Origin of the sequence: Lentzea indica, from assembly GCF_012184385.1 — a bacterium.
GTDB classification, from domain to species: Bacteria; Actinomycetota; Actinomycetes; order Mycobacteriales; family Pseudonocardiaceae; genus Lentzea; species Lentzea indica.
On record NZ_VSRL01000160.1, the window covers coordinates 1 to 20,300 of the forward strand.

Genomic DNA, 20,300 nt, shown 5'->3' on the forward strand with positions numbered 1-20,300 from the left:
GGACGTCCTGCCGCTGTGGGTGGCCGAGATGGACGTGCCGCTCGCGGAACCGGTCGCGCGGGCGATCACCGAGGCGGTGGCGCTCGGCGACACGGGCTACCCGGCGGGGACCGCCTACGCCGAGGCGCTCGCCGGGTTCGCCAGGACGCGCTGGGGCTGGGACGGGATCGAGGTCGGCCGCACGGCCATCGTGCCCGACGTGATGCTCGGCATCGTCGAGATGATCAAACTGGTGTCCGGGCCCGGTGACCCCGTGATCGTCAGCCCGCCGGTGTACCCGCCGTTCTACCTGTTCGTGCGAAGCATGGGCAGGGCGATCGTGGAAGCGCCGCTCGCGGACGGACGCCTCGACCTGGCCGTGCTGGAGCAGACCTTCCAGCGCCTCAGGGCCGACCGGCCGGTGTACCTGCTGTGCAGCCCGCACAACCCGACCGGCACCGTCCACACCACCGATGAGCTCACCGCCCTCGCCCGGCTCGCCAAGACCTACGGCGTTCGCGTCATAGCGGACGAGATCCACGCCCCCGTCGTCTCGAAGGACGTGGAGTTCGTGCCGTACCTCAGCGTCGACCAGAACGGGCTGTCGCTGATGTCCGCGTCGAAGGGCTGGAACCTCTCCGGGCTCAAGGCCGCGGTGGCCATCGCCGGCCCTGCCGCCGCCGACGACCTCGCCAGGTTGCCGGAGGAGGTCAGCCACGGCCCCAGCCACCTCGGCTCCATCGCGCACACGGCGGCGTTGCGCGAGGGCGGCGACTGGCTCGACGCCGTGGTGTCCGGCCTCGACGAGAACCGGAAGCTGCTGGTCAGCCTGCTGGACGAGCACCTGCCGGAGATCGGCTACCTGCCGTCGCCCGCGACGTTCCTGGCGTGGCTGGACTGCCGGAACCTGGGTCTCGGCGACGACCCGGCCGCTGTCTTCCTCGACCGCGGCCGGGTCGCACTGACCTCGGGCGCCGGCTTCGGCACCGGGGGAGCGGGCTTCGCGAGGTTCAACATCGCGACCTCGCCGGAGGTGATCACCGAGGCGGTGCGGCGGATGGCTACCGCACTGTGACGTTCCAGTAGGGCCGGCCTGCCAGTCGCTGTCAGCCCGCTGTGCGCGTGCTGTCAGCGGGGCGGCGCACAGTCCTCTCGACACAGGGAGGACGAACGATGTCGCTGGCGATCAGGGCAGAAGGCCTGGTCAAGCACTTCGGAGAGACCAAGGCCCTTGACGGCGTGGATCTCGAGGTGCCGGAGGGGAAAGTCGTGGGAGTGCTCGGGCCGAACGGCGCGGGCAAGACCACGGCGGTTCGGGTGCTGGCCACGTTGCTGCGCCCGGACGCGGGACACGCCACAGTCGGTGGTCATGACGTGGTGAAGGACCCGCGGGCGGTCCGGTCGCTGATCGGGCTGACCGGGCAGTACGCGTCGGTGGACGAGGACCTCTCCGGCACGGAGAACCTCGTGCTGCTGGCCCGTCTGCTGGACCACTCCCGTGCGGGGGCACGGGCGAAGGCGGCCGAGTTGCTTGAACAGTTCGAGCTCACCGACGCCGCGGGGCGAGCCGCCAAGACGTATTCGGGAGGTATGCGTCGCCGGCTCGACCTCGCGGCCAGCCTGGTCGGCAACCCGTCGGTGCTGTACCTGGACGAACCGACCACGGGGCTGGACCCGCACGCCCGCAACGAGGTGTGGGCCGTGGTCCGCAAGCTCGTCGCGAACGGCGTGACGGTCCTGCTCACCACGCAGTACCTGGAGGAGGCCGACCAGCTCGCGGACACGATCACGGTGTTCGACCACGGCCGCGTGGTGGCCGAGGGCCGCCCTGACGAGCTGAAGCGGCGCGTGGGCGGGCAGACGCTCCAGGTGCGGCCGACGTCGTTGCGCGACCTCGACGCCGTGCACCGGATTCTCGGTGACCTGACCGGGGTCCGGCCGACGCGCGACGACGACTCGGGCCTGCTGACCGCACCGGTCAACGACCCGGTGCTGCTGTCCACTTTGGTCCGCAAGCTCGACGAGGCCGGGATCACCGCGGACGAGCTGGCGCTGCGGCTGCCCTCGCTCGACGAGGTGTTCCTCGCGCTGACCGGCAAGCAGACCGAGGGGAGCCTGGCATGAGCACGCCAGCAATGAATTCAATGGCAGCGTTGGACAGGGGTGCACGCCACGGACTCACGCTGGCGTGGCGCGGAATCCTCAAGATCCGCAAGAATCCGGAACAGCTGATGGACGTGACGATCGCGCCGATCGTCTTCCTGGTGATGTTCACGTACCTCTTCGGCGGCGCGCTCGCGGGCAGCATCGACAGCTACCTGCAGATGCTGGTGCCGGGGATCATGGTGATGAACATCCTGCAGGCCAGCATGACCGCGGGCGTGCAGCTGAACACGGACGTCTCCAAGGGCGTGTTCGACAGGTTCCGCTCCATGCCGATCGCTCGGTCGGCGCCGCTGATCGGGGCGGTGCTCGCGGACATCGTGCGGTACGTCGTCTGCATCCTGGTGCTGCTGGTCGTCGCCACGATCATGGGCTTCCGGGTGCAGACCGGCCCGGTGGAGCTGCTGATCGCGGCCGGCCTGACGATCGCGTTCGGGCTGTGCTTCTGCTGGGCGTCGGTGTTCGTCGGAATGCTGCTCAAGACGCCGCAGGCCGTGCAGGGCATGATGTTCGTGCTGATCATGCCGTTGACGTTCGGCAGCAACGTCTTCGTCGGCACGTCGACCATGCCGGGCTGGCTGAAGGCGTGGGCGGACATCAGCCCGGTGAGCCTGTTGTCGGACGCGCTGCGCGGGCTGCTCAACGGCGGTGCGATCGCCGGTCCGCTCACCGGGTCGCTGATCTGGATGGTCGCGGCGGTCGCGGTGTTCTTCCCGCTGGCGATGTGGGCCTACCGCAAGCGGGTGTGAGGTGAACGGGCGTCAGCCGATGCCCGCCTCTTCGCGCACTTGCCGCAGCGCCTCGGCCTTGGTGATCGAGAGTGGCGCCGGCTCGCCGAGTTCGGCGACCAGCCGCCGCACGTCGGGATCACCGAGGTCGAGGCGTCCGCGGAACGCCTGGGCGAGCGCCAGCAGCCTGGTGGCCGCGGCGTCGCGGCCCTGCGCGTGCCGGACCTGCGCGAGGATCTCCGTCACCGTCGACAGGTCCGGCATGTCGCCGCGGTCGGACGTCGTTCCGATCGCCACCGCGACGCGGGCTTCGGCCTCGTCGAGCTTGCCCTCTGCCATCGCGATGCGCCCGTCGAGCAGGGCCGACCACTCCGTGACGAACGAGCCCAGCACGACCGAGGCCATCGCGGCCTGCTTGAACTGCGTGCTCAGCTCGCGAGCCTCCGCGACCCGGCCGGCGCGGAGCACGACCTCGGCCTTCGCGTAGCCGATCATGATGGACATCTGGTCGTTGCCGATGTCCCGGACGTACTTCTCCGCCTCCACCACCTCGCGTTCCGCGGCGGCGTGGTCGCCGAGCCTGGCGTACTCGACGGCGAGCCGCCAGCGCTGCTGCACGGCGTCGTCCTGGGAACGCAGCTCCAGCGCCACGGCGAGACCGCGCTGGTACAGCTCGATCGCCGCGTGGTTGTCGCCCGTGTGCGAGACGAACGCGGCCTTCATGCCCAGCGTCATGGCCGAACCCCAGCGGTCGCCCACGGCCACGAACTGCTCGTACGCGCGATCACGGGCCAGCTCGGCGCCGTCGAGATCACCCTCGTCAGCCAGGATGAAGCTCAACGCCCAGTCCGCCGCGGCCCGTGCCCACGCGTCCTCGCTCGCCGCCGCCCGCTCCACCTCGCGACGCGCCAGGTGCGGGTTCAGGCTGAGGAAAGCGAGCATGGGCAGCGCGATCGCCAGCGACGAGTGCTTCTGGGTGGCGCCGGTGTTCACGCAGTCGTCGATGACCTTCGCGGCCTCGGCCGTGGCGGGCGTGCCCGGAATCGCGGTCATGATCAGCTGCATCGCCCTGAACGTGGCGAGGACGTCGGCCGGCAGGTCGTCCCCGATCGCGAGCACATCGCGCACTGACAGCTGGGCGCGCTCGTTGTCGCCCTTGACCATCCAGTACCAGAAGACGCCCCCGAGCAGGTCCGCCGCCAGCGCGGCCTCGCGGTCGTCGATCGCGCCGCGCAACGCGGCCACGATGTTGTCCTGCTCGGCCTCGTAGACCGCGATCGCCTCGAGCTGCCTCGCGGTGCGGGTGAGCGGCTCCCACCTGTAGGTCAGCTCCCGGTAGTACCGCCGGAACCGGTCCACGAGCTCGCGCTTCTCGCCGGACGCCTCGAGCTGCTCCGCCGCGTAGACCCTGATCGTCTCCAGCATCCGGTACCGCGGCTCGGCGTCGAGCTCGATCACGTCCACAATGGACTTCTCGACCAGCGACGTGAGCACGTACAGCGCGTCCGGCAGACAGACCTCCTCGATCGCGGCGAGGTCGGCGCCGGCGGGGAACACCGAAAGCCTTCTGGCGAGCCGGAGCTCCTCCTCGGTCAGCAGGTCCCAGCTCCACTCCACGACGGCGCGCAGCGTGCGCTGGCGGGGGAGTGCCGTGCGGCTGCCCGAGGTCAGCAACCGGAACCTGTCGTCGAGGCGCTGGGTGATCTGCCCGACCGTCATCGACCGCAGCCGCGCCGCCGCCAGCTCCAGCGCGAGCGGCATGCCGTCGAGCCTGCGGCAGATCAGCTTCACGTCGTCCACAGTGGACTCGTCGAGCCGAAAGCCCGGCTTCACCGCGCTCGCCCTGTCCAGGAACAACCGCACCGCGCCGAATCCGGACACGTCAGCCTGTCCGTCGGGCACGCTGAGCGGTCCGACCGGGCACAGCGACTCGCCGTCGATCGCGAGCGGTTCCCGGCTGGTCGCGAGCACTCGCAGGTTGGGAACCCGTCGCAGCAGGTCGTCGGTGAACTGCGCCGCCGCGCTGATCAGGTGCTCGCAGTTGTCCAGCACCAGCAACGACTCGCCAGCGCCCAGCACCTCGGCGATCCGGTTCATGCCCTCAGCGGCCCGCCGCATCGGATCGCCGGCGAAGCTCAGCTCGAACGCGCCGAGCACCGCACCGGCCAGGTCCTCGGCGGCCCGCACACCGGCCAGCGGCGCGAACCACACGCGTCCCTTCCCGTGCAACGGATGCCGGGCGGCGACCTCGGTGGCCAGGCGCGTCTTGCCCGCGCCGCCCGGCCCGACCAGCGTCACCAGCCGGGCCTGACCGAGCAGCCCCGCGATCTCCGCGAGCTCGTCCTCTCGTCCCACGAAACTGGTGAGCCGCACCGGCAACCGGTCGGCCACCGGGCGCGGCCCGAGCTCTCCGCGCAGTGCCGCGAGGTGGATGTCCTGCAGCTCCCGTGACGGGTCGACGCCCAGCTCGTCGGAAAGCCTGCCGCGGACCTCCGCGTAGACGTGCAGCGCGTCGGACTGCCTGCCCTGCGCGCACAACGCCCGCATCAGCAACCCGGCCAGCCGTTCCCGCAGCGGGTGCTTCTCGTGCATCGCCGTGAGCGCGGCAACGTCCAGTTCGCCGGTTTTGAACCGGTCTTCCTCTGCGGCCAGGCGTGCCTCGTCGAGTCTTGCCGCCGCCGCGTGTGCGAACGGCGCCTCCCGGACGTCGGCCAGCGCTTCACCGCGCCACAGCCCGAGCGCCTCGTCCAGCCGCCCGGCGGCGCGCAGCCGTTCGAACCGGAACACGTCGACGTCGTCCCGCGCGATGCCGAGCCGGTAGCCTCCCGGCTCCAGCGTCACGTCAGGACAGACCTTCCGCAGCCGCGACACGAGCGACTGCAGCGCGTTCGACGCGTCCGCCGGAGGGTTCTCGCCCCACAGGTCGTCGATCAGGGTGGTCGTCGGCACGGGGCGGCCGGGGTCGAGCGCGAGGCGTGCCAGGAGCATGCGGACTCGGGCACCACCGATGTCGACCGGTGTGCCGTCCCCGGCCTCCACGGTCGTCGGACCCAGCAATGCCACGCGCACTGGTCCAGCTTCCCAGATCATGCGCGGCGATCAGGCGAGAACGCCGAGCGCGTCGGTGATCATGGTCTCCATCGTCCGTTGGGCGGCGCGCCGGGCACCACCGGTGGGATGATCGTTCCATGGCGATGTACTGGGGGACCGCCGAGGCTGCCTGGCGGTGGGTGCTGGATCAGGTTCGGTACGACGATGCTGTCTGGATTCCGCCATCCGCCGGCGAGGAGCCGAATCCCGTCCTCAGCGACGGCATGTACGCGGGCGTCGGTGGACTGGCCCATGTGCTGGCCGAGATCCGGTTGAGCCGTGACTGGACGGCCGAGGAGCAGCGGCTCGCGGACGCCATCGCCGGCCAGGTCCTGGCCGGCCTCGCCACGACCACCAAGCACGACTTCTTCGACGGCCTGGTCAGTGCTGTCGGCGTACTGACGGCGTTGGAGGCGCCCGGCGCCGACGAGGCCGTTGCCCGGCTCCTCGAACTGTCCGGACCGGGCGGGTGGGCGGACGAGTGGCACTCGCCGCCGAACTTCCTGGACGGCGCCCGTGCCCAGGACCTGACGCTGGGAACGGCGGGTGTGCTGCTGGGTGCGGTGTGGGCGCGGCGCCACGGTGTGGCGGGCGCGAGGAGGCTCGCCAAGGTGTCCGCCGAGATCCTGCTGGCCGAACGCGAAGAGGTGCCGACGGGCCTGAACTGGCGTGTGGTGCCGGTGCGTTCGTGTGTCGTGCAACGCGAGTTCCCGAACTTCTCGCACGGCCTGTCGGGCATCGCGACCGCGCTCGCCCTGGCCGGTGCCGAGTTCGGCCGCCCGGACCTCGTCGAAGCCGCCGCGGCGGGCGCCGAACACCTCGTCGCCCTGGCTGACCAGAGCGACGGAGGTTTCCGCGTCCAGCATCGCATTCCCCTGTTGGACGACATGGAGCCGTTCAGCTACGGCTGGTGCCACGGCCCGACCGGAACCTCGTTGCTGTGGCCCGCGTTGCGGCATGCCGGCGTGTCCGAAGTGGCAGGTGCTCCGGTGGAGGACTGGCGTAGCCGTTGTTTGCACAGCGTCCGCGTCTCCGGCCTGCCCGAACGGCGGTATCCGGGCTTCTGGGACAACGACGGCCGCTGCTGCGGCACCGCCGGTGCGGGCGACGTGCTCCTTGACTCGGGTCAGCACACGGACTTCGCGCTGCACCTCGCCGATGTCCTCGTCGAGCGGGCGATTCCGGACGGATCCGGCGTCTGCTGGCGGTTCATCGAGCACCGCGACGACGACCCGCTGCTGCCACCCGGTGTCGGCTGGATGCAGGGCGCGGCGGGCATCGCCGGTTTCCTCTTCCACGCCGGCCGCGTCGCACAGGGCGACACGGCCGCGGTGCCGCGCATGGACACCTGGTGGGCCCTGTGATCAAGCAGGTTGCCAGCCCAGCTCCGGCCCCAGCTTCGTGGCGATGTCGGTGAGGATCTGCACGTAGTCCTCGTGGTCGAAGCTGAACGGCAGCGCGAACGCGACCTCGTCGACCTCCTGGAACGCGAGGTGCGCGTGGAGCTGTTCGGCGATCTCGGCGGACGTGCCGATCAGGTCGCGGGCGAACATGAACCGCCGCGGCCCGAACGGGGTGGTGGTCCTGGGCGTGCGCTGGTCCACGTAGTCCTGGTACTTCGCGCGCTGCTCGGACGTGGCCGAGTCGGTCGGGATCACCACGAGGCCCTGCGAAACCCGTCCGCCGCCGTGCTCCCGGAACGTCCGGACGTGCGACAGCTGGATCTCGGCGAAGTCCTCCGACTCCTCGGCCTGCACCACGTTGCTGCACAGCAGGTTCAGGCCGTGCTCACCGGCCCACCTCGCCGACCGCAAGCTCCCGCCGCCGTACCACATCCGTTCGCTCAGGCCGGGTGAGTGCGGCTGCACGCGGTCGGAGAAGACCTCGATGCCCCTGGTGCCGCTGAAGTCCGTGACCTTCTCGCCGCGCACGAAGTCCAGCAGCCGCTGCAAACGGTCGTAGCTGAAGTCCTCGACGTCCGCGGTCTGCGGGTAGAGCGCGTGCTTGACGTCGTCGTAGTGCATCGGCTGCCCGACGCTCACCCCCGGGTTGAGCCTGCCGCCGGACAGCACGTCGACCGTCGCCAGGTCCTCGGCGAGCCGCAGCGGGTTCTCCCAGCCCAGCGGGATGACCGCGGTGCCGAGGCTGATCCGGCTGGTCCGCTGGGAGGCCGCCGCCAGGAACGCGATCGGCGAGGAGATCCCGAACTGCAGGTGCCGGTGCCGCACCCACGCGCTGTCGAACCCGAGCTCCTCGCCCAGCGCGATGACGTCCAGCGTGGACCGGTGGCCCGCACCGGGGTCGTGCTCGTCGAACAGCCCGATGGTGAGAAAGCCCAGTTTCCGCAACGGCTCTGACTTCCGCGGCACGGAACCCCTCCTCGATCAAGTCTCCTTCCGAGCGTAGGCGGGGTTCCGGCCGGGTCCACATGGTGGAACGGTCAGGGCAGCGGCGTGAAGGTGAGCGAGAACGTCGCCTTCTGGGCGTGCAGCCGGTACTGCGGCAGCGGGGGCGGCCCGCACGACGCCGTGCCCAGCCCGTGCTGGGCGAGGTCGAGGTTCAGGTGGACATGATCGCTGGGCACCAGGTCGACGGTGTGTTGTGCGGCGTCGAGGTCCTCGGTGGTCCAGCGGCGGGCGGTGAAGTCGAACACCGGCTCGCCGTCGACCCTGACGCCACGACCTCCCGAGGTGAGCCGCAGCCAGCGTGCGTCGGCTCGGTTGCCGTTCTCCTGCGGGAAGACGTACGGGGTCTGGAGCGCGTCCACAGTGGACGAGAAACGGCCGATCCTGGCGGCCTGGCGGCTGTCCGCGTACGCCTCGCCGGGGCCGGCGCCGAACCACTCGACGTCGCCCAGCTCGCCGGGCAGTGCGAGTCGCAGGCCGAGACGGGGGAGCGGGCAGGGCCACTCGCCGTCGGGGGTGATGTCCACCCGCAGGCGCAGCCGGTCGCCGTCAGCGGTCCAGTGGTAGTCGGCGAGCATGCCGAAGCCCTGGGCCGGCGGCGCCACCCGCGTCCGCACGACCAGCGTGGTCTCCTGGACGTCGACTTCGGAGACACGGTGTTGCAGCCGGTGCAGGCCCACCTCGCGCCACACCTGTTCCGTCGTCTTGCCGAAGCCGCGGTCGTTGTCGATCGGTGCCCGCCACAGGTCGAGTCGCGGGCCTTCGACGTGGTACTCACCGATCCGGGTCAGCAGGCCCGTCACCGGGTCGAACTCGCCGGGCCCCAGCCACAGCACGTCGCCATGGCCGACGAGTTCCACCCCGCTGACCGGTGTGACGGGTTCGGCCTCGACGACGGAGATCTGGCCTCGTGCGACGACGTGGCCGGCGTCGGCCCAGCTCGTGGCCGTCGCCAGCGTTGCTCGGACGGTCAGCCAGCCCTCGCCAGTGACCGCGGGCAGGGTGGGCAGCGTGACGTCGGCGTGTTGCCCGGCAAGGACAGAAGGCACCTCGAGAGAGCGCGACGCCACCTCCACACCGTTGTCCTCGTACACCCAGTCGAACCGCAGGTGGTCCAGCGACACGTGGTCGTAGAGGTTGGCGATCCGGATCGCGGAAGCGGACTCGATGATCCGCACCGGCTCGAAGACCTTGGCGAACTCCACCAGGCCCGGCGACGGCGTGCGGTCGGGGAACACCAGGCCGTCGATCACGAAGTTGCCGTCGTGCAGCGGTTCACCGAAGTCGCCGCCGTAAACGAAGTGCCCGTCGCGCTCCAGCCCGTGGTCGATCCACTCCCAGATGAACCCGCCCTGCACGTGCCGGTAACGCTCGAACAGCTCGCGATACTCGAGCATCCCGCCCGGCCCGTTGCCCATCGCGTGCGCGAACTCGCACAGCACGAACGGCAGGCCTCGGCTGTTCTCACGCCCGATCTGGTCGACTTCCTCGTGCGAGGCGTACATGCGGCTGTACACGTCGACGTACTCGCAGTCGACGTCGCCTTCGTAGTGCACCGGACGGGACGGGTCGCGTTCGCGGGTCCAGTTCGCCATGGCAGCGAGGTTGCGGCCCGTGTGGGCTTCGTTGCCCAGCGACCAGAGCACGATCGACGGGTGGTTCTTGTCCCGTTCCACCATGCGGCGCATCCGGTCCAGATAGGACTCGGCCCAGCGTGGGTCGTCGCTCGGGTTGCCGACCCAGCCCAGTTCGCCGAACCCGTGGGTCTCCAGGTCGCACTCGTCGATGACCCACAGGCCGTACTCGTTGCACAGTTCCAGGAAGTACGGGTCAGGCGGATAGTGGCTCGTGCGCACCGCGTTGACGTTGTGCTGCTTCATCAGCAGAACATCGGCGAGAGCGAACTCCCGTGGCACGGCACGGCCGAACCGGGGATGGTGCTCGTGCCGGTTCACGCCGCGGAACACGACCCGTGCACCGTTGATCGTGAGCACGCCGTCCTCGATCGCGACGGTCCGGAACCCGATCCGCACAGGAACCCGTTCCACGGCGGTGTGCACGAAACCGTCGTACAGCCGGGGACTCTCCGCGCTCCACGGCTCCACGGGCACCGAGAAGGACTGCCCGTGGAGAAGATCGTGAACGCCCAGCTCCGGGACGGTGACCATCAGCCCGGCACCTTCGACCGACAGCGTGCCGAGACCGGAGACATGGTCGTAGGACGCGTTCAGCTGATAGTCCGCGACACCACCACGCGGCCGCGACAACAGCGTGACGGCGCGGAAGATCCCGGACATCCACCACATGTCCTGGTCTTCGAGATAGCTGCCGGACGACCACTGGTGCACGCGCACGACCAGTACGTTCCGATGTGGACGGAGCAGGTGGCCTACCTCGAACTCGGTGGGCAGCCTGCTGCCGCGCGTCACGCCGAGCTCGACACCGTTGAGCCACACCCGCCCGCACGAGTCGATGCCGTCGAAGCGCAGGACAGCGGGTTCGTCCGGCCAGTCCGGCGGCAGGTCGAACACCAGCCGGTGGTCACCGGTCGGGTTCTCGGACGGCACGAACGGCGGTTCGACCGGGAACGGGTAGGGCACGTTGGTGTACGCGGGCGAGCCGTGGCCCTGCAACTGCCAGTGCCCCGGCACGCTGATCGTGTCCCAGCCGCTGTCGTCGAAGTCGTCGCTCTCCGCTCCGAGCGGCGCGTTCGCGTGCGGTGACAGGCGGAAGCGCCAGTCCCCGTTCAGCGGTAACGAGGCTGCGTCGGAGGTGAAGAACGCACGCGGCGGCAACGCTCTGGTGCCGGGACCCATCTCCTCGATGTACGACAAGATCTTCAGCCCTTCACTGCTTCAGCGGGGACCCCCGTGAGCGCTCCCGTGAACGTTCACGGCTTCCTGCGAAGCATGTGACGAACGTGTGACGCTGTCAAGGGGTCAGGCTGACTCGCGCACCAAAAGAACGGCGTTGACCTGCAGTTCTTCGTCGGGCAGCTGCGTTTCGCCCGCCAGGAGCCTGCCCGCCTGCTCGATTGCGAGCGCGCCCACCCGCCGGGTGTCGAGCGCGACGCTGGTCAACGCCGGATGGACGACCGCGCCGAGCTGCAGGCCGTCGAACCCGATCACGGCGAGGTCGTCCGGCACCGCCCGCCCGAGCCACCGGGCGGCCTTCAGCGCGCCGATGGCGATGATGTCGTTGAACGTGAACACGGCGGTCAGATCGGGATGCTCGGCGAGCAGTTCGTGCAGTGCCGCGGCGCCCCCGTCGACCGACTGCACGGCGTTCCCGACGGCGTCGGCGTTCAGCCCGTGCGCGTTCATCGCGTCGGTGAACCACTTGCGCCGGACGCTCTGTCCGGCGCGACTCGCGTGGTCGAGCATGCCGATCCGCAGGTGACCCTGGGAGGCGAGGTGGTCGACGGCCTCCCGGACGCCCGTCGCGCCCTCGACGCGGATCGAGCTGAACCTCGGTGTCCGGTGCTCGCGCCCGATCAGCACGGCGGGGATGCCGCTCAGGTGACGGTCGAGCTCGGCCTCGTCCAGGCTGAAGTAGCCGACCACGGCGTCCACCTGGGACACGATGACCTCGAGCGTGCCGCGCTCCTCGTCGATGCTGTCGGCGGTGTCGTAGACGATCACGTGCCAGCCGCGTGCGCGTGCGGCCTCCAGCGCCCCGGCGGCGACCTCGGTGAAGAACGGGTTGAGCAGGTCGGGGATGACGAGCCCGATCGTGGTGGTGTCCTGCCGCACGAGTCCGCGGGCGAACCGGCTCGGCCGGTAGCCGAGCTCGCGCGCCGCGTCCAGGACCCGCTGCTTGGTGCTGCCGTCGATCTCGCCCTTGTCGTTGAGGGCCCGCGACACCGTCTGCCGCGAGACCCCGGCGGTCCGCGCGACATCGTTGATCGTCACGCGCTTGCTCACCGTGTCACCCTCTCGTCCGACTGCGACCGAGTATGCAGTGCGTCGAGCACGACGGTGATCGCGGCGCGCGAGCCGCGGCGCACGGCGGCGGTGATCCTTCTGGTCACGGGCAGCTCCTTCGTGACCACGTCGAACCGCCGGTCGACGGCCAGCGCGGGCAGCACCGCGACCGCCAGTCCTGCCTCGACGTGCTTGAGCGTCAGCATGTAGTTGCTGAACCTGCCCACCACCCGAGGCTCGAATCCGGCCTGCCGGCACAGCCGCGTGGCGAGGTTCGCCATGTACGAGCCGGGAATGTCGAACGCCCACGGTTCGTCCTTGCAGTGGCCGATGTCGGCCGCAGGGTGATTCGGTGGCGTGACCAGCACGATCGGGTCCTGGCCGAGCGGCACGACGTCGATGTCCTGCGGCACAGGCAGTTCGACGAAGTCGGTGGTCGTGATGATCACGTCCACCTCGCCGGCCAGCAGCGCGGGCATGCTCGCGTGCGGTTCGAGCTCGACCAGTTCGACGTGCAGGTGCGGGTGGCCGAGTCGTTGGATCGCCGGAACGGCCAGCGTGTGGATCGAGCTCTGGAACCCGCCCAGCCGGATGAGGCCGGACGGTTCCTGGCTGAGGTCGCGCAGCTCGGCCTCGACGGCGTCCATCTGGTCGAGGATCGACCGCGCCCGCCGCGCGAGGATCAGCCCCGCCGACGTCAGCCGCACGCGCCGCCCGGTCCGTTCGAGCAACTGCGTGCGCGTCTCGCTTTCGAGCACCGCGAGCTGCTGGGACACGCTCGAAGCGCTCAGGTTGGCGGCCTGTGCCACCGCCCGCACGGTGCCCAGCGCGTCGAGCTGGCTGAGCAGGCGCAGGCGCCACGGGTTCAGCGTCATGCTGTGCAGTGTTGTCTTGTTCGGCATTTCCGAACAGCGAGCGTGGAATTGTGAGATAGACCTGATGCTCATCCGCTCGTAGCGTCCTTCGCATGGACACCTTCAGTGACGCCTTCTGGGACGATGTCGACCGCCACCTCGTCCGCTACGGCGGCACGTTCACGCGCGAGATCATCGACAGCGCGTCGGGGAGCTTCCTGTTCACCGAGGACGGCCGGCGCGTCCTCGACTTCACGTCCGGCCAGATGAGCGCGATCCTCGGCCACTCGCACCCGCGCATCGTCGAGACCGTCCGCCGCCAGATCGCGAACCTCGACCACCTGTTCAGCGGCATGCTCAGCCGCCCGGTGGTCGATCTCGCCCGGCGGCTCGCGCGGACGTTGCCGGAGCCGTTGTCGAAGGTGCAGCTGCTGACCACCGGTGCCGAGTCGAACGAGGCCGCGCTGCGCATGGCCAAGCTCGTTACGGGCAAGCACGAGGTCGTGGCGTTCGCCCGCTCGTGGCACGGCATGACGGCCGCCGCCGCGGCCGCGACCTACAGCGCGGGCCGCAAAGGCTACGGGCCCGCGACGCCGGGGAACTTCGCGATCCCCGCGCCGTCAGCCTCCGACTGGCAGGCGCGGCTGGACCTGGCCTTCGAACTGATCGACGCGCAGTCGGTCGGGTCTTTGGCCGCCTGCATCGTCGAGCCGATCCTCAGCTCTGGCGGGATTCTCGAACCGCCGGTGGGGTACTTCGCCGCGTTGTCGGCGAAGTGCCGTGAGCGCGGGATGTTGCTGATCCTGGACGAGGCTCAGACCGGGTTGTGCCGCACGGGCACCTGGTACGCGTTCGAGCGCGACGGTGTCGTGCCGGACATCCTGACGTTGTCGAAGACGCTGGGCGCCGGCTTGCCGCTGGCCGCCGTGATCACCTCGGCCGAGATCGAGGAGGAAGCGCACGCCAGGAACTACCTGTTCTTCACCACGCACGTGTCGGATCCGTTGGTCGCCGCCGTCGGCAACACCGTGCTGGACGTGCTGATCGAGGAACGGCTGGACGAGCGCGCCGCCAAGCTGGGTGCGTTCCTGCGCAACGGGTTGGACGACATCGCGGCACGGCACTCGCTGGTGTCCGACGTCCGCGGGCGCGGGCTGCTGGTGGGGCTGGAGATCGCGGACGAGGGGCTGAGCGCGCCGATCACCCAGAAGTGCCTGGATCTGGGGCTGCACATGAACATCGTGCAGATCCCCGGGATGGGCGGGGTGTTCCGGATCGCGCCGCCGCTGACCGCGTCGGAGGAGGAGCTGGCGTTGGGCTTGAGCATCCTGGACGAGGCGATCGGGGCCGCGGGCTGACCAGCTGATTCCGGTCCTGGCCACGTGGGATCGCTCGACGGCGCCCGTCGAGGTCGGTGACGCTGCCGGCTACCTGGCGGCCGGCTCTGGCAGCTTGCCGAGCAGCGCTCGGGCCTTCCGCAGGATGTCGGCCTCTTCGTGGCCGAACTCCGAGAGGTAGTGGCGCAACGCGTGCCTGAGGAGGATCAGTTCCTCGTCGGTCAGTTCCAGGGTGTTGGTGCCCATGCCTCCATGTTAGGCCTGCTCACGGCGTTCTGCGGGGTGAAGGTCACGGGAATGGCGCGGGCGGCGCGGTCCGGAGACCACGCCGCCCGTCTGGAAGTGCCTGATCAGCCGATCAGGTACTGCATCGACCTCCCCATCACCTCGTTGCGGTCGCGGCGTCGGTGATGCCCTCGAAGCCGAACCCGAAGTACAGGGTGTCGGCGGTCTTCACCACGGCGCCCTCGGGGAACCCGGCGGACGTGGTGCGGGTGAAGTTGTTGCCGTTGGGCGCACTGCCCGCGGGCGGACCGGTGACGGCCCAACCGTCCAAACCGGACTCGAACGACGTCGAGCCTTCACCGGTCGTGACGATGATGTCGTCGACGAACACGCCCAGGCCCTGCACGGCCCAGTCGCTCGCGTAGGCGATCGAGAGCTCGACCTGGCTGCCCGCGTAGGCGGACAGGTCGACGTTCCACTGCTGCCAGCCACCGGACCCGCCGGACGACGCGTTCCAGACACCACCCGTAGAGCCGGACGGCGAACAGGTGCCGTCGGCGTTGAGCGTCTGGTAGTGGTCGAGGTGCGGGTGCAGGTCACGCCAACCCGCCAGGCAGCTGTCCCCTGGTGTGGTCGTCGTGTGCCCGTTGAGGTCGGGCAGCGTCGTCCAGTTGCTCCCACCCGCTGTGCGGGCCTCGACGAACAGGTGGTCCCACGCGACCTCCGTGTCGTATGACGTCCAGAACGACATCTGGGCGCCGCTCTGCGGCACGGTGATCGTGCGCGTCAGCCGCTTGTACGACACGTCACTGATCTGCGAGTACATGTAGAAGTCGCCGGTGTGCGGCTTGAACGGACCGCCGGGGCGGTCCCAGGCCGCGGTGACGTCGCTGGCGAACTGCGGGTACTGGTTCACCGGGAGCAGGCCACTCGTCGTCAGGAACGACGCTGTGTGGTCCTGGTTCCCGGCGCTGTCGGTCCCGTTGAGGCTCAAGGAGACGCCGGTGAGCGGGTTGGCGACACCGGTGACGGGGAACGTGTCGCCGGTCTCCGGATCCTGGCCCGCGCCCTCGTTGATGATGGAGGCGCCGAACCAGTACTCGATGACGTCGTTCACGCCGTCGCCGGAACCGGACAGCGGGCGGCACCGCAGGTCGACGTCGGGCAGCGTGCTGCACTGCTTGTTCTCGAACGGGTCGTAGCGCTGCGTGCCGTGCCCGCCGGCGTACTGGTGCCCGGCGTACTTGCCGGTGTAGAGCACCTTGCCGCCTTCGTTGAGGTAGTCGCGGATCTCGAACAGCTCGGTCTGCGCCAGGCTGGACGCGTTGCCGGGACCCCAGCCCGCCTCGCGGGTGATGATGTCGTCGCCGGTGTACCAGACGACGGCCTCGTAGTGGCTGAGTACCCCGAGCGCGTCGGGTGCCGTGCGACCGTGGGCATCCACGTCGTACACGTCGCTGGCGATGCCGTTGGCGTTGAGCGCGTCGGTGTAGTACGACACGTACTTCGGTGCGGTGACGCCGGGTTGCGCCGGCGAGGCACCGGTGTAGTCCTCCGCGGCCAGGACGAGCACCTTGTTGTTCGTCTCGGAAACGGCGCGGTAGGTGAACGCGCCGCTCGTCTGCCCGCCGCCCTCGAACCACACCTTGACCTGGTCACCGGGGTTCGTCCCGGTCACTGTGCCGCGCACGACGTGGTAGTAGTTCGCGTTGCCGGCGCTGTACCGCTCGCCACCGGTCCACTCGGTCGTCGGCGCGCTCTGCACCGGCCCGTTGCCGATCTGCCACTTCGCGGTCACGGCGCCGAGCGACTTCTTCGCCAGTACCCGGACCTCCTGCGGGTCGCCGTACGACTCGGCGAACGTGAAGTCCAACATGGACAGTGGACTGTTCTCCTGGTCGGCGTCGGCCTGGTCGAGGTAGAACGGCTTCGCGTCGATGCCGACGCTCGACTTCGGGTTGGCCGGGTCCGGTGCGGACTTCGCCAGCGACAGCGAGAACGGCAGCGTCTTCTGGAACTCGGCCTCCACGAGCGTCTCGTCGTCCGGGAAGATGAAGCCACAGCCGTCGCAGCCCTCGCTGAGCTCCGGTGTGAACGCCACGGTGCCGTTGCGGCTGTCGGCGTAGTCGGTGGTCTCGCCGTTCGTCACGTACAGCTCGTCGGAGCTGATGCCTGGGTCGAACCCCTTGATCGCGGGCGTGGCGTCGGTGCCGGCCAGCGCGACGTAGATCGGGTTGTCGGCCTCGGGCGAGCCGGTCTGCCAGCCCTGCGGGTAGAGGATCCACTCACCGGCGGAGTGCCAGTTCGACTGGAACTTCGGCTTGATCCGGTCCAGCAGCCCCTGCATGGCCTTGGTCTCCGGCTCGGAGGCCGCGCCTGGCCCGCGGTAGGTCTCGCTCGCGGTCGCGGACGACGAGCCCTCGTTGTCGTAGTTGAAGTGCTCGTCGAAGTTGCGGTTCGGGTCCACGCCGTCACCGACGGTGATCTGCCCGTTGCCGTCGTTGTCGCGCAGGTTCTTGCGCCACAGGCGTTCCGTGTCGAAGGAGTACTGGTAGCCGTCCGGGTTGGCGACGAGCACGAACCACAGCTCGGTCTTCTTGAGGAGGTCCTTGATCTCCTGGTCGTCCGCCTTGAAGCGGTTCACGTAGTGGTTGAGCAGCCTGCGGTTCACCTCGGTGCTGATCCACTCGCGGGCGTGCTGCGTCGACGAGTACAACACCGCGGGCCTGCTGCCGTCGCGTTGCCCGTTGGCGCCCTGCGTCACCTTCAGCGCGATGATCTCGCGCCCCTGCGCGGTTTTGCCGAGCACCTCGAGCTTGACGAGGTTCTGGTTGTTGCGCGCCAACGTGTACATCTGGTCGCGGATCCCGCCCGGTTCGTCGAACGACCGCCACACGGTGAACCCGTTCACGGCCTGCTCGGCGGCGAGTTGCCTGGCGCTCTTGCCGTCCTTGTTCTTCTTGACCTGCGCGTCGACGCCGCGCCTGGCGAGCTCATTCTGCTGGCTGCCGGCGAGCACGAGTTCGACCTCGACCTTGTCACCGGACGCCTTGGCGCCCGCGACGTCGAAGCCTTGTCTGGAAAGTTCCCCCGCTTGCTGAGGTGTCACCTCGGCGACGTAGACGTCGAGCGGATCGTCGTTGGGGGCGGCCGCGGCGGGTGCCGCCGCCATGCCGCCGAAGACGAGGACCAATGCGGACAGGAGAGTCGTGGACCGCTTCATCGCGTTCCTCCGGGGCGTGCGTGGTCGACGCAAAGACCCGTCGAAGCTACGCCGATCAGCCGTTACATTGACGGGCCTTTCGGCCTTACTCGTTCGGCTCAACGGTCGCAGGCCGTGGCCGGACGGCCGCACGGCGTCACCGCAACACGAGTCCTGGCAACCGATAGCGGGTTCGCTGGATCACCCGTGCCGCGACCCGCACGTGGTCGTCGGAGTCCCAGCTCCAGCCGAACGCGTTGCCCATCCGGTTGACGATGTTGAACACCGCGTTCACGTGCAACGCCTCCACCAAGGCCTCCGAAGGCACCCCGGCCGCGCGCACCGCCGCCGCGTCGGCCGGCGTGACCTCGCCGCGGTTGAGCAGCGTGATGAAGCTGATCACGGCGGCCAGCTCAGGTCGCACGTCCCGGTGTCCCGCCAGGCGCGCGGTCTCGGTGTGCACCCGCACGCAGAACGGGCATTCGTTGAGCTCGGAGGAAACCGCGCCGAGGTGCTCGCGCTCGGCGGCCGTCCAGAACGACGGCCCGCGCAGAACTTCCTGTCCGTAGGCGAGGAAAGGCCTGCCGAAGAAGCCGGGCCGGTGCATCGCCGTCTTGACGACGTCGTCCACCTCGTGCCTCATGAGCGTGACCACGATCTTCTGGAACCACCGGGCGGCCCTGCCGTGTCCGTGCTCCAGCACGCCGAGTCTCATGACTCCGCCACGGCACGGAGACCGGCCTCGAGCCGGTCGACGGCGGCACCCACGGCCGTGGCGACGGTGACCTCGAAGATCTCCTCCTCGCCGAACCCCTCGGCTTTCAACGCCGCGATGTCCTCTTCGGACACTCGGTAGGAGGCTTCTCGCACCGACCGGACGTAACCGGCCCACGCTCCGGGCGCGGTGCCGGAGGCCGCGGCCTTGCGCAGGTCGCGGTCCGTGACACCGGGCCCGTCCAGCACTGCCGCACGAAGCGCGGCCAGCCTCTCGGCCGGTTCCATCGGCCGAGTATGCGCCGTCATCCGTCCTTTCGGAACGTCCAGTCGAACTTCCGCACGGTGGGTCCGGCGCAGACGTCGTCCAGCGCCTCATAAGCGGTCTTGTGGCCACCTGCCGCCATCTTCGCGGCCACGGTGCCACCGACGTACGCCGCGGCGCAGGACGTGCCCACCCAGGACGCGTAACCCTGGGAGAAATCGGGATCCGAAGCGTCGTCGATCATCTTCACGTCGGCGTCTTCTAGGAACGTGCTGACGAACCGGGCGTCCTCACCGAGATCGACGACGCAGTCGACCCACGGGAGATCAGGGCTGTAGTTCGCACCGGCGACCCCGACGGCGACGACGCGGGGGAGTGCGGCCGGCCACGTCGCCGAGTTCCGGGTGGTGTGGACGTCGGACGACATGCCTTCGACGATCCCGTGGTTGCCGGCGGCGGCCACGACCATCATGTGCGCGCTGAGCCGTTCCATCGCGCGCTCGACGATCAGCGGCGGGCGGCCGTCGAGGGTGTTGCGGCAGCCGCTGGCCAGCACCAGCAGCTGGACCCGGTCCTCCTGCCTGTCCTTCAGGAACTCGGCGAGCATCGTCACCACGTCCCACGCGTAGGCCTTGCCGTCGGAACCCAGCGCGTGCCTGGCGACGAGGGTGGCTCCCGGTGCCTGCTGCAGGATGAGGCCGGCGGTGAACACGCCGTGCCCGTCCTCGACGGTGTACTGCTTGCCCGGCACCTTGTCGAACCTGGTGGCGGGGTCGGGAGCGACGATGCGGCTCCCTGCCAGGGCGGGATGGTTGTAGATCCTGGTGTCGAGCAGGCCGACCCGCACGCCCGTGCCGTCGCTGCCGGTGAAGGGGCGCAGCGAGTCCTTGTCGGCGGCGAGCGGATCCCAGACGCTCATGCTCTTGGTCTGCGGGTACGCGCCGAACACGCTCGCCATCCTCCGGTTCTTGCCCAGGAGCGGCGACCAGCCGGCGCATCGTCCCGCGAACCGGGCGCGCAGCTCGGCGAGCACCGGGTCGATGTCGGTGAGCTCCTCGCCTCCGAGCGTGAGCTTGAGCAGCGCGAGGTCGAACACCTCCAGCTTCTCGGTGTGCGAGACCACGATCCCGAGGTCGTCGAGCACCGACCCGACGGCGTCGATCTCGGTGAGGTCCACGACGAGCGTGTCGTGCTCGACCTGGTCTTCGTCGTGCTTCTTCACTTCAGCCTCCGCAGTGAGCTTCCGCCCAACCGATGCCGCCGCGCCCGGCGTTGATACCTGGCACATTGGTCATCATGGCGCCCGGTTCCGCGTTACAAGCCGCACGTGAGGCGATGCGGCTCGCCGACGTCGACCCGGTTCGCGCGATCCCCGCGGCCGCGCTCGCGGTGACCGGAGCCCGTGCCGCAGGGGA

Annotated in this window: 15 protein-coding genes; 5 read left to right on the plus strand and 10 right to left on the minus strand. The window is 69.5% G+C overall.

Annotated elements, in window-relative coordinates; all coding sequences use genetic code 11:
* From FXN61_RS32800 to FXN61_RS32810, 3 genes are all read left to right on the plus strand, one after another.
* A partial coding sequence (locus FXN61_RS32800; protein ID WP_167977849.1) for a MalY/PatB family protein occupies positions 1 to 1,054 on the plus strand: 1,054 nt, incomplete at its 5' end.
* Between the two features lie 98 nt (positions 1,055 to 1,152).
* Positions 1,153 to 2,103 carry an ATP-binding cassette domain-containing protein gene (locus tag FXN61_RS32805; protein WP_167977850.1) on the plus strand — a complete coding sequence of 317 codons (951 nt, stop codon included), beginning with the start codon at positions 1,153 to 1,155 and terminating at the stop codon, positions 2,101 to 2,103.
* A gap of 20 nt (positions 2,104 to 2,123) precedes the next feature.
* Positions 2,124 to 2,891: an ABC transporter permease gene (locus FXN61_RS32810; RefSeq protein WP_376770779.1), complete on the plus strand. Its 768-nt coding sequence runs from the start codon at positions 2,124 to 2,126 to the stop codon at positions 2,889 to 2,891.
* A gap of 12 nt (positions 2,892 to 2,903) precedes the next feature.
* Here FXN61_RS32810 and FXN61_RS32815 read toward each other — a convergent pair whose 3' ends face one another.
* Positions 2,904 to 5,939, minus strand: coding sequence for an AfsR/SARP family transcriptional regulator (locus tag FXN61_RS32815; RefSeq protein ID WP_167977852.1), 3,036 nt, complete (start codon positions 5,937 to 5,939; stop codon positions 2,904 to 2,906).
* Between the two features lie 119 nt (positions 5,940 to 6,058).
* On the opposite strand from FXN61_RS32815, the gene FXN61_RS32820 reads away from it, so the two are divergent.
* Positions 6,059 to 7,324: a lanthionine synthetase LanC family protein gene (locus tag FXN61_RS32820; protein ID WP_246292299.1), complete on the plus strand. Its 1,266-nt coding sequence runs from the start codon at positions 6,059 to 6,061 to the stop codon at positions 7,322 to 7,324.
* Here the strand turns inward: FXN61_RS32820 and FXN61_RS32825 are convergent, their stop codons facing one another.
* From FXN61_RS32825 to FXN61_RS32840, 4 genes are all read right to left on the minus strand, one after another.
* Entirely contained in the window at positions 7,325 to 8,329 is a 1,005-nt protein-coding gene (locus FXN61_RS32825) for an LLM class flavin-dependent oxidoreductase (protein ID WP_167977853.1), read from the minus strand. It lies immediately after the preceding gene.
* A gap of 71 nt (positions 8,330 to 8,400) precedes the next feature.
* Positions 8,401 to 11,199, minus strand: coding sequence for a glycoside hydrolase family 2 TIM barrel-domain containing protein (locus tag FXN61_RS32830; protein WP_167977854.1), 2,799 nt, complete (start codon positions 11,197 to 11,199; stop codon positions 8,401 to 8,403).
* A gap of 105 nt (positions 11,200 to 11,304) precedes the next feature.
* Positions 11,305 to 12,288, minus strand: coding sequence for a LacI family DNA-binding transcriptional regulator (locus FXN61_RS32835; protein WP_312878164.1), 984 nt, complete (start codon positions 12,286 to 12,288; stop codon positions 11,305 to 11,307).
* Complete coding sequence (locus FXN61_RS32840; RefSeq protein ID WP_167977855.1) at positions 12,285 to 13,163, minus strand: LysR family transcriptional regulator; 879 nt, start codon at positions 13,161 to 13,163, stop codon at positions 12,285 to 12,287. The genes FXN61_RS32835 and FXN61_RS32840 overlap by 4 nt, the downstream gene beginning before the upstream one ends.
* Positions 13,164 to 13,255: 92 nt before the next feature.
* Between FXN61_RS32840 and FXN61_RS32845 the strand changes: the two genes are divergently transcribed.
* Positions 13,256 to 14,500 carry an aspartate aminotransferase family protein gene (locus FXN61_RS32845; RefSeq protein WP_167977856.1) on the plus strand — a complete coding sequence of 415 codons (1,245 nt, stop codon included), beginning with the start codon at positions 13,256 to 13,258 and terminating at the stop codon, positions 14,498 to 14,500.
* Between the two features lie 69 nt (positions 14,501 to 14,569).
* Here FXN61_RS32845 and FXN61_RS32850 read toward each other — a convergent pair whose 3' ends face one another.
* The 5 genes from FXN61_RS32850 to FXN61_RS32870 all read right to left on the minus strand — a co-directional run bounded on the left by FXN61_RS32850 (position 14,570) and on the right by FXN61_RS32870 (position 20,107).
* The gene (locus FXN61_RS32850) at positions 14,570 to 14,725 is read right to left on the minus strand and encodes a hypothetical protein (RefSeq protein ID WP_167977857.1); all 156 of its coding nucleotides are present in this window, start codon (positions 14,723 to 14,725) and stop codon (positions 14,570 to 14,572) included.
* A 136-nt stretch (positions 14,726 to 14,861) separates the two neighbouring features.
* Positions 14,862 to 17,927 carry a M14 family metallopeptidase gene (locus FXN61_RS32855; protein ID WP_223165692.1) on the minus strand — a complete coding sequence of 1,022 codons (3,066 nt, stop codon included), beginning with the start codon at positions 17,925 to 17,927 and terminating at the stop codon, positions 14,862 to 14,864.
* Positions 17,928 to 18,063: 136 nt separating this feature from the next.
* A complete protein-coding gene (locus FXN61_RS32860) occupies positions 18,064 to 18,621 on the minus strand; it encodes a carboxymuconolactone decarboxylase family protein (protein WP_167977858.1) in 558 nt (185 codons plus the stop codon).
* Entirely contained in the window at positions 18,618 to 18,908 is a 291-nt protein-coding gene (locus FXN61_RS32865; protein WP_167977859.1) for a hypothetical protein, read from the minus strand. The genes FXN61_RS32860 and FXN61_RS32865 overlap by 4 nt, the downstream gene beginning before the upstream one ends.
* Before the next feature lie 17 nt (positions 18,909 to 18,925).
* Complete coding sequence (locus FXN61_RS32870; protein ID WP_167977860.1) at positions 18,926 to 20,107, minus strand: S8/S53 family peptidase; 1,182 nt, start codon at positions 20,105 to 20,107, stop codon at positions 18,926 to 18,928.
* Between the last annotated feature and the right edge of the window lie 193 nt (positions 20,108 to 20,300).